This window comes from Pseudomonas sp. NPDC089758 (genome assembly GCF_044748705.1).
GTDB classification, from domain to species: Bacteria; Pseudomonadota; Gammaproteobacteria; order Pseudomonadales; family Pseudomonadaceae; genus Aquipseudomonas; species Aquipseudomonas putida_X.
Genome location: NZ_JBIVGN010000022.1, coordinates 1 through 13,322, shown reverse-complemented (window position 1 = coordinate 13,322; position 13,322 = coordinate 1). Strand labels below are relative to the sequence as shown.

The following is a 13,322-nucleotide window of genomic DNA, read 5'->3' as shown; positions in this document are numbered from 1 at the left end:
AGGCCGGCATGTCCAGTTCATCCCTGACTACCGCCGACGCCAATGCCGCACGGCGTGGCAGCGCCACCTCGCGGCGCATCCTGATCGGCCTCGGCTGGCTGGTGTTCGCACTGTTTCTGCTGCTGCCACTGGTGATCGTGGTGTCGCAGGCGCTGAAGAACGGTTTCGGCACCTTCTTCGAGGCGATCTTCGAGCCTGATGCCTTGTCGGCGCTGAAGTTGACGCTGCTCGCGGTCGTCATCTCGGTGCCGCTGAACCTGGTATTCGGCGTCAGCGCCGCCTGGTGCGTGAGCAAGTACACCTTCCGTGGCAAGAGCATCCTGGTCACCCTGATCGACCTGCCGTTCTCGGTATCGCCGGTCATCGCCGGCCTGGTCTACGTGTTGATGTTCGGCGCCCAAGGCTTGTTCGGGCCTTGGCTGCAGGATCACGACATTCAGATCGTCTTCGCTTTGCCGGGCATCGTGTTGGCGACCATCTTCGTCACCGTGCCCTTCGTTGCCCGTGAGCTGATCCCGCTGATGCAGGAGCAAGGCACCCAGGAAGAGGAGGCTGCGCGCCTGCTCGGCGCCAACGGCTGGCAGATGTTCTGGCACGTGACCCTGCCGAACATCAAGTGGGGCCTGATCTACGGTGTGGTGCTTTGTACCGCGCGGGCCATGGGCGAATTCGGTGCGGTATCTGTGGTCTCGGGCCATATCCGTGGCGTCACCAATACCTTGCCGCTGCACGTGGAGATCCTCTACAACGAGTACAACCACGTCGCGGCCTTCAGTGTGGCCAGCCTGTTGCTGATCCTGGCGCTCTTCATCCTGCTGCTCAAGCAGTGGAGCGAGAACCGTATTAACCGCCTGCGCCATAGCGCAGCGGAGGAATAAGTCATGTCGATCGAAGTTCGTAACGTCAGCAAGCGCTTCAACAGCTTCCAGGCCCTGGACAACATCAACCTGGATATCCACAGCGGTGAGCTGGTGGCCCTGCTCGGCCCCTCAGGCTGTGGCAAGACCACCCTGCTGCGCATCATCGCCGGCCTGGAAACGCCGGACGACGGCAATATCGTGTTCCATGGCGAAGACGTATCCGGCCACGATGTACGCGATCGCAACGTCGGTTTCGTGTTCCAGCACTACGCGCTGTTCCGCCACATGAGCGTGTTCGACAACGTTGCCTTCGGCCTGCGCATGAAGCCCAAGGGCGAGCGCCCGAGCGAGAGCAAGATTGCCGAGAAGGTGCATGAACTGCTGAACATGGTGCAGCTGGACTGGCTGGCGGACCGCTACCCCGAACAGCTGTCCGGTGGCCAGCGCCAGCGTATCGCCCTGGCCCGCGCATTGGCGGTGGAGCCCAAGGTGCTGCTGCTCGATGAACCGTTCGGTGCCCTCGATGCCAAGGTGCGCAAGGAATTGCGCCGCTGGCTGGCGCGTTTGCACGAGGACATCAATCTGACTTCGGTATTCGTGACCCACGACCAGGAAGAGGCCATGGAAGTGGCCGATCGCATCGTGGTGATGAACAAGGGGGTGATCGAGCAGATCGGCTCCCCAGGGGAAGTGTATGAAACACCGGCCAACGACTTCGTCTACCACTTCCTCGGCGACTCCAACCGCCTGGCGTTGAGCGAGGGTCATCATGTGCTGTTCCGGCCACACGAGGTGTCGCTGTCGCGCCATGAAACAGAAGGGCACCACGCCGCCGAGGTGCGTGATATCCGGCCATTGGGCGCGACTACCCGGGTGACCTTGAAGGTGGAAGGGCAAAGCGAGCTGATCGAGGCCGAGGTGGTCAAGGATCACGACAGCCTGACCGGCCTGGCGCGAGGTGAAACACTGTTCTTCAGGCCGAAGGTCTGGCAGAAGGTGGCGGATATCTGAGCCGCGTAAACGATTTGGGGCCGCAGAGCGGCCCCAATAACGCTGAAAGGTTGGCATTCTCGTATTGATTTTTGGTTATTAGCAAATGCCGACTTATTCCTTTACCAATATAAGCGCCTCCCTATACTTTGCCTCTCAGCACACAAATTCACAGGAGGCGCCCCCATGCGCAATGAGTCCATTCGCTACCTGATTGTGCCGGGTTGGCAAGGCTCGCCAGACAATCATTGGCAGAGTCACTGGCAGCGCACCTTGCCCAACAGCGCGCGGGTCGAGCAGCAGGACTGGCTTACCCCACAGCGCCAGGACTGGGTGCAGGCGTTGGAGCAGGCAATCGCTGCCGAACCCTCGCCAGTGATACTCGTTGCCCATAGCCTGGGCTGCATCACGGTCGTCCATTGGGCTGCCCAGGCCACGCCGGCCTTGCTGCGGCGCGTGCGCGGCGCGCTGTTGGTTGCCCCGGCGGATGTCGAGCGGCCGACCTGCTCGCCCGCCCTGCGCAACTTCGCGCCAATGCCGCTGCAGGCCCTGCCGTTTCCAAGCCAGGTGATCAGCTCGGACAACGACCCGGCCGTGAGCGTGCCGCGCGCCCTGTACCTGGCGCAGGCTTGGGGCGCAGAAGCGGGGTTGCTGAGCAATGCAGGGCATATCAACGTCAAATCCGGGCATGAGCGCTGGGAGCAGGGTTTTGCCTACCTGTATCGCTTGCAAAGCCGTGTGGAACAGCGCGCGCTGCGCCGCGCCTGACCGGCACCCCTGTCTATCGTTTGCCTGACGCCCAGCCCGCAGAGGCCTGGGCGGGAGTTAGTCATGACTTTTCAAAACCCGTTTGGCCAGCCGCTGCTGACTTTTCCTGAACTGGACAAGAGCCCGCTCAGCATTCGTGCCAAGGCGCTGGTGTTCATCGACCCACGCTCGCAGCAGGTGCGTCAGGCGCTGGAATACCTGGCACCGCAAGCCCTGCCGGTGCTGATCCGCGGTGAGACGGGGACCGGCAAGGAGTTGCTGGCACGGCAAATTCACCGGGCCAGTGATCGTGCTGGGCTCTTCGTCTCGGTAAACTGCGCGGCCATCAGCCCTACCTACGCCGATGCCGAGCTGTTCGGCTACAGTGCTGGCACCCATGGTGGCACCGCCAGCAGCCGGGCGGGCTGGTTCGGCTCGGCCAACGGCGGCACGCTGTACCTGGACGAAATCGCCGACTTGCCGTTGGCGATCCAAAGCAAGCTGCTGGCCGCGCTGGAAAACCGCGAGGTCACCCGCGTCGGCGCGCATCAGCCGCAGCCGGTGGACGTGCGATTGGTGGCTGCGACCAGCATTGACCTGGCGCGGGTTGTAAAAGCGGGCAGATTCAACGGACGCTTGTACCAGTACTTGCGCGAGGGCGCGCTGGAGCTTCCTCCGTTGCGTGAGCGCTGCGGCGATATCCTGCCGTTGGCTGAGTATTTCGTGGGCATCTACTGTGCACGCCTGCAGCGCCCGGTGCCGTTGATCAGCGAAGCGGCCCAGCAGGTGCTCGAAGCCCACGCATGGCCCGGCAATACCCGCGAACTGGAGAACATCATCCACTTCGCCCTGCTGGTCAATGACAGTGAACAGATCCACCCAGAGGACCTCGACCTGCCGAACACCGCACGCTAGACGTCGCTCATAAGCAAAGTGGGTAATGGCATTCTGCTTTTGGAATAAGCAGCTAATTAAAAGGTATTGTTGCGGAATAAAAATTCTCGGTATCTTGCGCTCCACGCCCGCTGATGAAACGGTTGGGCACCTGACTTCGCCATCACCGATGGCCCAGAGACAAAACAAGGACCACCATGAAGAAGACCCTGCTGACCACCGCCCTGGCCGCTGCCCTGTCGTTCTCCGGCCTGGCTGCCGCCGCCGAAAAACTGGTGGTTGCCGCTACCCCTGTGCCCCACGCCGAAATTCTGGAGCTGATCAAGCCGACCTTGGCCAAGGAAGGCGTGGACCTGCAGATCAAGGTCTTCACTGACTACGTACAACCCAACGTACAGGTAGATCAGAAGCGTCTGGACGCTAACTACTTCCAGACCCTGCCTTACCTGAAGAGCTTCAACGAAGGTAAAGGTACCCATCTGGAAACCGTGATCGGCGTGCACGTCGAGCCGTTCGGTGGCTACTCGAAGAAGATCAAGAACCTGTCCGAACTCAAGGATGGCGCTACCGTTGCCATTCCTAACGAAGGCAGCAACAGTGGCCGCGCCCTGATCCTGCTGCAGAAGGCTGGCCTGATCACCCTGAAAGATCCTAAAAACGCCCTGGCCACTCCGAAAGACATTGCCGAGAACCCGAAGAACCTGAAGTTCAAGGAACTTGAGTCGGCCATGCTGGCGCGTGTGCTGGACCAGGTGGACCTGGACATGATCAACACCAACTACGCCCTGGAAGCTGGCCTGAACCCGGCCAAAGATGCGTTGGTGATCGAGGGTAGCGATTCGCCGTACGTGAACTTCCTGGTGGCCCGCCCGGACAACAAGAACAGCGAGGCGATGCAGAAGCTGGCCAAGGCCCTGACCAGCCCTGAGGTCAAGGCATTCATCGCCAAGAAGTACAGCGGTGCGGTGCTGCCGGCGTTCTGATACGCCTGCTTACCCCTTGTACGAAAAACGCCGACGCATTTGCGTCGGCGTTTTTTTTGCGGTGGCCCAACGCTCAGCGTTGGCTACCCAGTGCCCGGCTCAATGCCAGCAGCCACAGCAGTTGTTCGTTGGCGTCAGTCGGGCAGGGGCTTTTCATCGTTATCGTCCTTGTAGTGTGATGGCCATGCGGATCGCAATCTGAAGCTCTTGGAGAAGCCGACCCGAAGAAAAGTTTCCATCACTCTGTCGGCACCAGACGCAAGGTAGTGTGAGCCGGTATCACCCCCATCTGGGCGCGCTGATATTGCCCCTCGATATAGCCTTCAGCCTGGTCCGAATAGTGGCGGTCAAACGGCACGCCACTTTGCCCGACCGGGTTGCTGGTCAAGGCCTGGCCAACGTCGGCGAAGTCGATCAGCCGTCGTGTCGAAGGCCCATACGTCACCGGCCACGGCGCCGGCCCGATTTTCGCTGACAGGTTATTGGGCACTTCATGGGTGCCCGGTGCGGCAAATGGGCCGACGTTGAACAGCAGGTTCAACGGTTTTTTAACACCCAGTGGATGGTTGTGCGTCAGGGTATGCGCCTTGCCCCATTGCCAGCTGGCTGGGTCTTTGCCAAAGGTTTCACGCAGGTGCGCGAGGGTTTGCTGCCAGGCGATGCGCACGATGGCGGTGCGGTCGGTACGTTGGTTGGCGCCGCGCGTGTCCCACCACGGTGATTGCGCGTCCGCTGCCAAGCGTGGCAGGGCAGAGTCGATGGTCCGGGTACTGATGAGCACCGGGAACCAGGTGTCGCCCAGCTCGTCATGCAGCGCGGCATGGGCCAACTGGTAGAGAAACTGGTTGAACAGCGTGGCGCTGGTCGAGTCCAGCGGGTGATCTCCGCGCCAAGCGGCCAGTTGCTCGACCAGCTCCTTTTCCTCCTCGCCCTGGGCGATGTCGCGCAGGGTCGCGAGCAGGGGCGCCAGGGTGCGTGGGCCGTAGTCGTTGGCGGTGTCCAGTTGCAGCGCCTGGCTGTTCTGGATATCCCACTTCACCTGCGGGTTGGCCAGGTGGCGCTCCAGCTGACGGCCCCGGTCTGGCAAGTTGTAATAGCCCGGTATCGGTACCGCCGCTGGCGGCTGGTAATTGGCTGAAACGATGTAACCGCTGGCCGGGTTTTCCTGCTGTGGATTGACGCTGAATGGATAGAAACCCAGCTTGTCGGCCTGGGCGCTCGCGCCATCGAGGATGAACGACGGGTTGACGCCATCCGGGCGGATCGGCAGTTGCGCCGCCGCCCACCAACCAATGTCGCCACCTGCACTGGCCCAGACGAAGTTGAGCCCAGGCGCCTGAACCATGGCCGCCGCCTCGCGCATCTTGGCAAGGGAGTCGGCACGGTTGAGCTGATAGAAGCCTTCGAGGATCGGATTCTCGGTTTCCAGAAAGGCCCACCACATGGCAATTGGCGTCGTGCCGGCGGTCGCGCCCAGCACGTCGTTGACGATCGGCCCGTGGGGTGAGCGGCGCAGGCTGATGACGACCGGCTGCTCGCCTTTGACGGCGATTTTCTCCTCAGTCTTTTCCAGTGTTCGCCATTGGCCGTTGACCATGACCTGATCGCTGTCTGCCGGGTTGGTCTTTTCCGCAATCAGGTCGACGTCGTCGTTCTGGAACATGGTCAGGCTCCAGCCGAAGTCGCGATTGTGACCGAGCAGCGCGAACGGGTTCAGCGCCTGGAAGTAGCCGTACAGGTTGAACCCTGGCGCCGACAGCTCGGCCTCGTACCAGACGGCCGGCACCGCGAAGCTGATGTGCGGATCGCCGGCCAGCAGTGGCTTGCCGCTGCGGGTACGGCCGCCGGCCACTGCCCAGGCATTGCTGCCTTCGAATTGGGGAATGCCGGCATCGCCAAGGGCTTCGTGGCTGAGGCGGGCGAGGGCTTCAAGGCCCTGCCAATCGGCCGTCGCCAGCGGGGTGCCCAACGCGCCGTCAGGTTGCCAGTCGAGGTCGAACATCTTCAGGTACTGCGGCCCGAGCTGGTCGCGGATATAGGTCAAGGCAGGCTCGGTGCGGAACGCGGCGGCAAAACTGTAGGCCAGGTAGCCGGCGATGCTCAGGGTATCCTCAGCGGTGAACGGCCTGGGCGTGATGCCGATCAGGTCGAACTCCATGGGCTTGGGGTGGCTCGCTTGCCAGGCGTTGATGCCATCGAGGTAGGCTTGCAGGGCCTTGTACGCGGGGGACTGGCGGTCCAGCCGCTGCACCATCAGCGCCGCTTGATCACGGATGCGCAGGCTGCGGAACAGGGTATCGGTGGGCAGCAGCTTTTCGCCCAACACCTCGGCCAGCTCTCCGCGGGCCAGGCGGCGCATGATTTCCATCTGGAACAATCGGTCCTGGGCATGCACGTAGCCAAGGGCGCGGTACAGGTCTGCTTCGTTCTGCGCCTGCAGGTGCGGCACGCCGCGGGTGTCATAGCGCACACTGACCGGGGCCTGCAGGCCGGCGATCGCTACCTCGCCGTCACGCTGCGGCAGTTTGCCGTGCACGTACCAGTAACCGGCACCGGTGGCCATGGCCACTACCACGGCTAACAGGGTCAGGCTGCGCTTCATCGAGGCTCCTTGTGCATTCGAGCGGAAATTGTGGTCCGATCTTCGGCGGATTTGCGCAAAGAGCATAGCCCTCTAGAGGAGTTTCCATGTTTCTCAGCGAAAAACAGAAAATGCTTAGTGGTCAGCTCTACCATGCCGGCTGCCCCGAGTTGCAGGCCGAGCAAATCGCCACCAAGCACTGGATGCAGCGCTACAACACCAGCGTCGACCTGCTTAACGAAGCCCGCAACGGCTTGCTTGCCGAGCACTTCGGCCATGTGGGCGAAGGCACGGTCATTCGCCCACCGTTCTATTGCGACTACGGCTACAACATCAGCGTCGGCCGCAATACCTTCATGAATTTCAACTGCGTGATCCTGGACGTGCTGCCGGTACGTATCGGCGATGATTGCCAGATCGGCCCGGCGGTGCAGATCTACACCGCCGATCACCCGCTCGATCCTGAAATTCGGCGTACCGGGCTGGAGAGCGGAAGGCCAGTGACCATCGGCAACAATGTGTGGATTGGTGGCGCGGCGATCATCCTGCCGGGGGTGAGCATTGGCGACAATGCCGTGGTCGGTGCAGGTAGCGTGGTGACCCGCGATGTGCCCGCGGGTGTGACGGTGGTGGGGAACCCGGCGCGGGTGCGAGGGTGATATGAAAAGCCCTGCGGTGTTGCCGCGGGGCTTGGTGTCAGGCAGGTTTGAAGCCGGGTTTGCCGTTGGCGGCGCGCCATTCTTTTATACGGTTTACGATGCCTCGAGGGCTCTTGTCCGAGTTTGCTGGAGGCCTAGTAAGGACGTCTGCTCCATCTGGGTGCTCTGTGATTTTCCTAAAGTTGAAAACAATCATGTCTCGAAAACTTTCCAACTCAGCGCCGCGACGGCCTGCGCGATTCTCGTATAGCTCTGTTATGAGTGTGAGGAATTCATCTTCTGTGTAATCCTCCAATTTTTCCTTGAGGGTCATTGATTGCTCTCCTTGTGGTGATCAATATGAACTCGAGGCGTCATGAGCAATAGATTGTCCAAATCATACACAGCGCCACCGTTTGCGATTTCATGCTTGTGATGGGTCTCTATTTTTGTCCGTCTTTCAACCCAATGGCTCTCGGGTGCGAATGGATATCTATCGGACACCCGCTATCTACCAGGGGCAATAGCACCCTACGGCCAAGGTATCGGTGGCCTGCACGGGGCGTGATGCGAGCAACGCCTTGATGATCGGTTCGATGAAGCTGTTGCTGGCATTGCACACTGCGCCTTCGCTGTAAGGGCCGAAATAGGCGAGGTTGCCCTGGTGGTCCCAGATGGCCACGGCGGGGGAGGCGGGCAGGTGTTCGCTGCCTGGCACGTTGGCGATGGGCTGCAGGCTGTTCAGGTTGGCGGGCAACAGGCCGTGGCTGCCGGGCTTTTGCAGCACGTGGAAGGCCACGTCCTGGCTGGCGAACTGGCTGACCAGGTCGCCCAGGTGCTGCTGGTTGCTGACGTTGCACGGGCAGGCAGGGTCCCAGAAATGCACCACGCGGATCGGGCCGGGGCCGGCCAGCTCGGCGGGGAGCTGCAGCTGGCTGCCATTGAACAGCGTGACCTGGTTGCCGAACGGGCGCAGGTAGCGGGCCTGGAAGGTGGTGTAGGCCTGCCAGAGGATGACGGCGCCAACCAACAAGGCAAATACCGTGCACAGCGGTTTGATGATTCGGCTATTCATGACCAGTCGGTGGACCTTTGTGGGAGCGGGCCAGCATTCAGGCTTTGTGCAAGACAGGGGTTGCTCAAAGGTGAGCAAGCTTGCCACGACGCCGCCCAGAGCTGAAGATTCCAGATCAATACTTGCATCAATGTGGATGTACCCGATGCCCGCTGCTTTTCACCCTGACCGCCTGCGCGCCAGCCTCGCGCCCCTTGGCAAACGCCAACCTTTATCCGTGCAGGCGCAGGATTATCAGCGCTTCTACGGCCTGAATCTGTCGACGCAGAGCTGGCTGGGCGGTTTTCAGGCTGCGGGTTTCGAGCTGGTGGGGCAAGTCTGGCTGCCGGCTCAGCCTGTGGCGACAGTGTTTCTGTTGCATGGCTACTACGATCACATGGGCCTCTATCGCCATGTGATCGAATGGGCAATCAAGCAGGGTTATGCCGTTATCAGCTGCGACCTGCCTGGCCATGGCCTGTCCAGTGGTGAGCGCGCCAGCATCACTGATTTCGCCCTCTACCAACAGGTGCTCGATGCCCTGTTCGAGCAGGCGCGCGGCCTTGATTTGCCGCACCCCTGGCACCTGTGCGGGCAGAGCACGGGCGGCGCCATCGCCGTCGATCACCTGTTGCATCAGGGGCTACAGAGCCCGGTTGATGGCCAGGTCATTCTGCTTGCGCCGCTCGTGCGCCCACGCGCGTGGCTGTGGTCGAAACTCAGTTATCGAGTGTTGCGCCACTTCGTCAATGGCATTGAGCGGCGCTTCAGCGAGAACAGCAATGACCCGACGTTCCTGCCGTTCCTGGAGGCCGACCCGCTTCAGCCTCGGCGCCTGCCGACAGCCTGGGTCGGCGCGTTGATGGCCTGGGTCAAGCGGATCGAGGCTGCACCCTGCAGTGCGCGGCGACCATTGATCGTGCAGGGGCAGGCTGACGGCACAGTGGACTGGCCCTACAACCTCGAAGTGCTCAAGGCCAAGTTCGCCGAGCCCCAGATACTGCTGCTGCCCGAAGCCCGTCACCACCTGGCCAACGAACTGCCGGCCATCCGCCAGCGCTATTTCGACTTCATCGACCAGCGCCTGGGCTGATCACTTGAGGTTCGCGCCGCTCTGGCCGACTGCCAGGCCGGCGCGCACAGCTGCCACGGCGGCTTGGTAGTACGCTTTGCCTTCGGGTGACTCGGCGAAGGTGGCGAACTCTTCCAGCTCGGCGTCGGACAGGTCGCGGTACACGTATAGCAACGTGTTGTTGAGGTCTTCGCCAATCTGGTTCATCAGCCGCTGGCGCTGGCCTTCGAGCAGGCCTTGGGCCTGGCCACCGCCGAACAGGCCGGGGATCATCGAACTGAGGCTGTCGGCCGCTACGCCGGCGATCGCCAGGCTAACCTCGGCACCGGCTTCGCGGGCCGGGAGCGCCTGAGCCAGGTGCCCGATGATCAGCAGACGGTCATCACTGGCCTGGATTTTCGGCAAGCCCTTGGCGTGCTTGGCCAGTTGGTCCTTGCGCGTGGCCAGCAGTTCGGCAGCTACGATCTTGCGCCCCAGCGGTGACTGGAAAAAGGCCAGTGCCGGCGCAGGGTCGGGCAGCGCGCTGCGCAATTGTGCCTGGGCACGGCGGTCCATGGCCTCAGCCTGGAAGCGCTGATTGCTGTTGCTGACCAGCGCCTGGTAAACCGCAGGCGGCAGGCTGTTGCGGTAGCGCTGCTGGGCGGCGCTCACGGCATCATTGAAGTGGGCGCGCTGGTCGGGCCAGCCGGCGGCCTTGTAGAGCTGATCGAGGCTGTCTGCCCAGACAGGCACGGTGCAGATCATCAGCAAAATCAGGGAAAACAGACGGCGCATTCAGGACTCCTGTCGGCAGATGGCTATTGTCCTTGGCTCGGCGCCGGTTTGTCGAGATAGGGGCGTGTTTCTCGGCCAAGTGGCGCTGTGCGAGGGCATGGCTAATGGATATGATGCGCGCCATGCATATCTCCCCTGAAAACCCGATGCTTGCAGCCGTCGTTGACGATCTGGCCACCCGTGGCTGGTCGCAGCAGGCCCTTTTCCTGCCCGCTGAGCTGGTCGGCGCGCTTGCGGCCGAGTGTCGTCGGCGTGATGCCGAAGGCCAGCTCAACCCTGCTGGGGTGGGGCGCGGTGTGGCCCAGGAGGTGCGCGAGGCGATCCGCGGGGACCAGATCCAGTGGATCGACCCGGGTCAGGCCCAGGCCTGCGATCAGTACCTTGAAGCGATGGACCAGCTGCGTCTGGCCATCAACCAGGGCCTGTTCCTGGGCCTTGAAGACTTCGAGTGTCACTTCGCCCTGTACCCGGCAGGTGCGTTCTACCGTCGCCACCTTGACCGTTTTCGCGACGACGACCGGCGCATGGTTTCGGCCGTGCTTTACCTCAATGAAAACTGGCAGCCGCAGGATGGTGGCCAGTTGCGCATGTTCCTGGCTGACGCTGTCGAGCATGATGTGCTGCCCGTGGCCGGTTGCCTGGTGGTGTTTCTATCGGGTGAAGTGCCTCATGAAGTCTTGCCTGCGGGGCGTGAGCGGCTTTCGTTGACGGGGTGGTTCCGGCGCCGTGGTAATGACCCGTTCTGACCCGCCCAAGGTGCTGGTCAGCGCCTGCCTGCTGGGGCAACCGGTGCGCTATGACGGGCGCGCCAGCGGCCATCCTGATCTGTTGCAGCGCTGGCAGGCTGAAGGGCGTGTGGTGCCGTTGTGCCCGGAGGTGGCGGGTGGCCTGCCCACACCGCGCCCGCCCGCGGAGATACCGGGCGGGCAGGGCGGCGAGGTGCTCGATGGCGCCACGCAGGTGCTGACGATCGATGGCGAGGACGTAAGCGCGGCCTTTCTTGCCGGTGCCCGGCAGGCGCTGGCGCTGGTGCGTCGGCATGGCATCCGGGTGGCGGTGCTCAAGGCGGGCAGCCCTTCGTGTGGCAACCGCTTGACCTACGATGGCACGTTCGCTGGGGTGAAAGTGCCAGGGCAGGGGGTGACCACCGCACTGCTGCGGCGGGAGGGCGTGCTGGTGTTCAGTGAACTGGAGTTGGAAGAGGCCCAGCGAGCGCTGGCTGGGCTGTCAGCGTAGTTGGGTGCTGGCCCGTTCGCGAGGGTTACCCGCGAATGGCTGTGCAGGCAATAACGGACTTACTCTCCGGTAGCCGTCTGCTGCACACCCTTGAACCACTTCTGCTCAAGCTCCGCTGTTCGGCCGCTGTCCTTGAGGCGCTGCAGCGCGTTGTTCACCGCGCTCTCGAACGCCGGGTTGTCTTTCTGGAACGGGATGACCAGTTTCCTCTCGCCAAAAGGCTGGCTCAGGTCAAACGGTGTGTCGGCCTTGGGGGCATTTTCCGCTGGGGTCAGGGTGATGTCGTATTTGCCCGTTTCAACACCGGGAAGTATCTCGGCCTCAGGTGTTTCAATGAACTCGACACGCAGGTCCAGTTGTTTGGCCAGCTCTTGGCCGAACTCGATCTCAAAGCCGGTCAGGTGCTCGTTTTCCTTGAAGGCATACGGCGAGTTGTCGGCCTGTACGGCAATGCGCAGTTCGCCCCGGTCGGCGATTTCGTCTATCAGCTCGGCTTGAGCCAATGGCGTGATCAGTACTGCCAGCAGTACACCCAGCGTCGAACGCATCTAATGCCCCTTTTCTTTGGCAAATGAATAACTTTCGCCACGACTTTCTTCCTCGTCGTGGTCGAGCGCAGCCTATGACCTTGAAGCCTTGGCGATGTTTAACCCTAACTGAAATTTTTCTCTTTGTGGGCTATGGTGGACTTCCGCCGCCGTTCGTTTGCAGGTGGCGGTCAATGAGTGAATCACAGGAGAAGTGAATGAACAGCCTATTTTCGCGTGCTGCCGTAGCCGGTCTGCTGATGGGGGCCTCGGTACTGGCCAGCGCTGCGGATGCGCTGAAGAGCCAGGAGCCGCCCAAGGATGCCAAGGTCTTCATCGTTTCCCCCGCTGATGGTGCAACGGTCGACAAGACCTTCACCGTCAAGTTTGGCATCGAAGGCATGGGGCTCAAACCTGCGGGTGACCAGACCCCGCACACCGGTCACCACCACCTGCTGGTGGATGTGGACAAGGAGCCTGCAGCCGATCAGCCACTGCCGACCAGCTTGATGCCTGAAGGCGGTGCAGCGCTGCCAGCCGGCCCACAGGTGCTGCACTTCGGCAAGGCCCAGACCGAGACCACCCTTACCCTGACGCCGGGCAAGCACACCCTGCAGTTGGTGCTGGGTGACCGGTATCACGTACCGTTCAAGCCAAGCGTTGAGTCGAAGAAGATCACGGTCGAAGTGAAGTAAGCCGACGCCGCTGGCATCGCTAAGGGGGGCGGGCTTGTTGGCCGAACTATAAAGGTGGCCATCAAGTTCGAGGCCCCTCGGCTAAGCGGTTGGGGCCGCTTTGCGGCCCATCGCCGGCAAGCCGGCTCCCACAGAATGGACTGCCCCCCAAAAGTTGGACAGCTTTAGGCTGCAGCCCGAGTCCTGTACTCCACAGGGCTCAGGCCATTGAGCCTGAGCTTGATGCGATCATGGTTGTAGTAGTGAATGTACTCATCCAGACCCGCTCTCA

At 62.0% G+C, this 13,322-nt stretch carries 17 protein-coding genes; 10 read left to right on the top strand and 7 right to left on the bottom strand.

All coding sequences use genetic code 11. From position 1 onward, the window contains the following. The first annotated feature begins 8 nt into the window (after positions 1-8). The 5 genes from cysW to ACIPZH_RS23310 all read left to right on the top strand — a co-directional run bounded on the left by cysW (position 9) and on the right by ACIPZH_RS23310 (position 4,474). Positions 9-878, top strand: a complete 870-nt coding sequence (gene cysW, locus ACIPZH_RS23330) for a sulfate ABC transporter permease subunit CysW (RefSeq protein ID WP_241805027.1) — start codon at positions 9-11, stop codon at positions 876-878. 3 nt (positions 879-881) lie between these two features. Further along, complete coding sequence (locus ACIPZH_RS23325; protein WP_267820205.1) at positions 882-1,871, top strand: sulfate/molybdate ABC transporter ATP-binding protein; 990 nt, start codon at positions 882-884, stop codon at positions 1,869-1,871. Positions 1,872-2,036: 165 nt separating this feature from the next. Beyond that, a complete protein-coding gene (locus tag ACIPZH_RS23320) occupies positions 2,037-2,618 on the top strand; it encodes an alpha/beta hydrolase (RefSeq protein WP_400638020.1) in 582 nt (193 codons plus the stop codon). Positions 2,619-2,681: 63 nt separating this feature from the next. Further along, complete coding sequence (locus ACIPZH_RS23315) at positions 2,682-3,512, top strand: sigma 54-interacting transcriptional regulator (RefSeq protein WP_400638018.1); 831 nt, start codon at positions 2,682-2,684, stop codon at positions 3,510-3,512. A 176-nt stretch (positions 3,513-3,688) separates the two neighbouring features. After that, positions 3,689-4,474 carry a MetQ/NlpA family ABC transporter substrate-binding protein gene (locus ACIPZH_RS23310; protein WP_241805030.1) on the top strand — a complete coding sequence of 262 codons (786 nt, stop codon included), beginning with the start codon at positions 3,689-3,691 and terminating at the stop codon, positions 4,472-4,474. A gap of 238 nt (positions 4,475-4,712) precedes the next feature. Here the strand turns inward: ACIPZH_RS23310 and ACIPZH_RS23305 are convergent, their stop codons facing one another. Next, positions 4,713-7,076, bottom strand: a complete 2,364-nt coding sequence (locus ACIPZH_RS23305; RefSeq protein WP_400638017.1) for a penicillin acylase family protein — start codon at positions 7,074-7,076, stop codon at positions 4,713-4,715. An 86-nt stretch (positions 7,077-7,162) separates the two neighbouring features. Here ACIPZH_RS23305 and ACIPZH_RS23300 point away from each other — a divergent pair, with 86 nt between their 5' ends. Further along, complete coding sequence (locus ACIPZH_RS23300) at positions 7,163-7,714, top strand: sugar O-acetyltransferase (protein ID WP_241805032.1); 552 nt, start codon at positions 7,163-7,165, stop codon at positions 7,712-7,714. Between the two features lie 37 nt (positions 7,715-7,751). Here the strand turns inward: ACIPZH_RS23300 and ACIPZH_RS23295 are convergent, their stop codons facing one another. The 3 genes from ACIPZH_RS23295 to ACIPZH_RS23285 are packed head-to-tail and all read right to left on the bottom strand — an operon-like array spanning position 7,752 to position 8,768. Then, positions 7,752-8,027, bottom strand: a complete 276-nt coding sequence (locus ACIPZH_RS23295) for a bacteriocin immunity protein (protein ID WP_400638015.1) — start codon at positions 8,025-8,027, stop codon at positions 7,752-7,754. Continuing rightward, the gene (locus tag ACIPZH_RS23290) at positions 8,024-8,197 is read right to left on the bottom strand and encodes a hypothetical protein (protein ID WP_400638014.1); all 174 of its coding nucleotides are present in this window, start codon (positions 8,195-8,197) and stop codon (positions 8,024-8,026) included. Before ACIPZH_RS23290 ends, ACIPZH_RS23295 begins: the two co-directional genes overlap by 4 nt. A gap of 7 nt (positions 8,198-8,204) precedes the next feature. Continuing rightward, complete coding sequence (locus ACIPZH_RS23285; RefSeq protein WP_400638012.1) at positions 8,205-8,768, bottom strand: DUF6436 domain-containing protein; 564 nt, start codon at positions 8,766-8,768, stop codon at positions 8,205-8,207. 145 nt (positions 8,769-8,913) lie between these two features. On the opposite strand from ACIPZH_RS23285, the gene ACIPZH_RS23280 reads away from it, so the two are divergent. After that, on the top strand, positions 8,914-9,840 hold the full coding sequence (locus ACIPZH_RS23280) for an alpha/beta hydrolase (RefSeq protein ID WP_400638010.1): 927 nt from the start codon (positions 8,914-8,916) through the stop codon (positions 9,838-9,840). Here ACIPZH_RS23280 and ACIPZH_RS23275 read toward each other — a convergent pair whose 3' ends face one another. After that, positions 9,841-10,593, bottom strand: a complete 753-nt coding sequence (locus ACIPZH_RS23275; protein WP_400624478.1) for a DUF2059 domain-containing protein — start codon at positions 10,591-10,593, stop codon at positions 9,841-9,843. A 113-nt stretch (positions 10,594-10,706) separates the two neighbouring features. Here ACIPZH_RS23275 and ACIPZH_RS23270 point away from each other — a divergent pair, with 113 nt between their 5' ends. Then, positions 10,707-11,339: a 2OG-Fe(II) oxygenase gene (locus ACIPZH_RS23270; RefSeq protein WP_241805186.1), complete on the top strand. Its 633-nt coding sequence runs from the start codon at positions 10,707-10,709 to the stop codon at positions 11,337-11,339. Then, positions 11,326-11,829, top strand: a complete 504-nt coding sequence (locus tag ACIPZH_RS23265; protein ID WP_400624480.1) for a DUF523 domain-containing protein — start codon at positions 11,326-11,328, stop codon at positions 11,827-11,829. Before ACIPZH_RS23270 ends, ACIPZH_RS23265 begins: the two co-directional genes overlap by 14 nt. 59 nt (positions 11,830-11,888) lie before the next feature. Here the strand turns inward: ACIPZH_RS23265 and ACIPZH_RS23260 are convergent, their stop codons facing one another. Beyond that, positions 11,889-12,377: an ABC transporter substrate-binding protein gene (locus ACIPZH_RS23260; protein ID WP_267820234.1), complete on the bottom strand. Its 489-nt coding sequence runs from the start codon at positions 12,375-12,377 to the stop codon at positions 11,889-11,891. 197 nt (positions 12,378-12,574) lie between these two features. On the opposite strand from ACIPZH_RS23260, the gene ACIPZH_RS23255 reads away from it, so the two are divergent. Further along, positions 12,575-13,051 (top strand): DUF4399 domain-containing protein, encoded by a 477-nt coding sequence (locus tag ACIPZH_RS23255; protein WP_241805040.1) that lies wholly within the window; start codon positions 12,575-12,577, stop codon positions 13,049-13,051. A 164-nt stretch (positions 13,052-13,215) separates the two neighbouring features. Here ACIPZH_RS23255 and ACIPZH_RS23250 read toward each other — a convergent pair. Beyond that, positions 13,216-13,322: IS3 family transposase (locus ACIPZH_RS23250; RefSeq protein ID WP_400630341.1), on the bottom strand; the 107-nt coding region annotated here is incomplete at its 5' end.

Bases quoted from the DNA above. Each gene is read 5' to 3' on its own strand.
- cysW (WP_241805027.1), top strand. From the start codon at position 9: ATGTCCAGTTCATCCCTGACTACCGCCGACGCCAATGCCGCACGGCGT.
- ACIPZH_RS23325 (WP_267820205.1), top strand. From the start codon at position 882: ATGTCGATCGAAGTTCGTAACGTCAGCAAGCGCTTCAACAGCTTCCAG.
- ACIPZH_RS23320 (WP_400638020.1), top strand. From the start codon at position 2,037: ATGCGCAATGAGTCCATTCGCTACCTGATTGTGCCGGGTTGGCAAGGC.
- ACIPZH_RS23315 (WP_400638018.1), top strand. From the start codon at position 2,682: ATGACTTTTCAAAACCCGTTTGGCCAGCCGCTGCTGACTTTTCCTGAA.
- ACIPZH_RS23310 (WP_241805030.1), top strand. From the start codon at position 3,689: ATGAAGAAGACCCTGCTGACCACCGCCCTGGCCGCTGCCCTGTCGTTC.
- ACIPZH_RS23305 (WP_400638017.1), bottom strand. From the start codon at position 7,076: ATGAAGCGCAGCCTGACCCTGTTAGCCGTGGTAGTGGCCATGGCCACC.
- ACIPZH_RS23300 (WP_241805032.1), top strand. From the start codon at position 7,163: ATGTTTCTCAGCGAAAAACAGAAAATGCTTAGTGGTCAGCTCTACCAT.
- ACIPZH_RS23295 (WP_400638015.1), bottom strand. From the start codon at position 8,027: ATGACCCTCAAGGAAAAATTGGAGGATTACACAGAAGATGAATTCCTC.
- ACIPZH_RS23285 (WP_400638012.1), bottom strand. From the start codon at position 8,768: ATGAATAGCCGAATCATCAAACCGCTGTGCACGGTATTTGCCTTGTTG.
- ACIPZH_RS23280 (WP_400638010.1), top strand. From the start codon at position 8,914: ATGCCCGCTGCTTTTCACCCTGACCGCCTGCGCGCCAGCCTCGCGCCC.
- ACIPZH_RS23275 (WP_400624478.1), bottom strand. From the start codon at position 10,593: ATGCGCCGTCTGTTTTCCCTGATTTTGCTGATGATCTGCACCGTGCCT.
- ACIPZH_RS23270 (WP_241805186.1), top strand. From the start codon at position 10,707: ATGCGCGCCATGCATATCTCCCCTGAAAACCCGATGCTTGCAGCCGTC.
- ACIPZH_RS23265 (WP_400624480.1), top strand. From the start codon at position 11,326: ATGACCCGTTCTGACCCGCCCAAGGTGCTGGTCAGCGCCTGCCTGCTG.
- ACIPZH_RS23260 (WP_267820234.1), bottom strand. From the start codon at position 12,377: ATGCGTTCGACGCTGGGTGTACTGCTGGCAGTACTGATCACGCCATTG.
- ACIPZH_RS23255 (WP_241805040.1), top strand. From the start codon at position 12,575: ATGAACAGCCTATTTTCGCGTGCTGCCGTAGCCGGTCTGCTGATGGGG.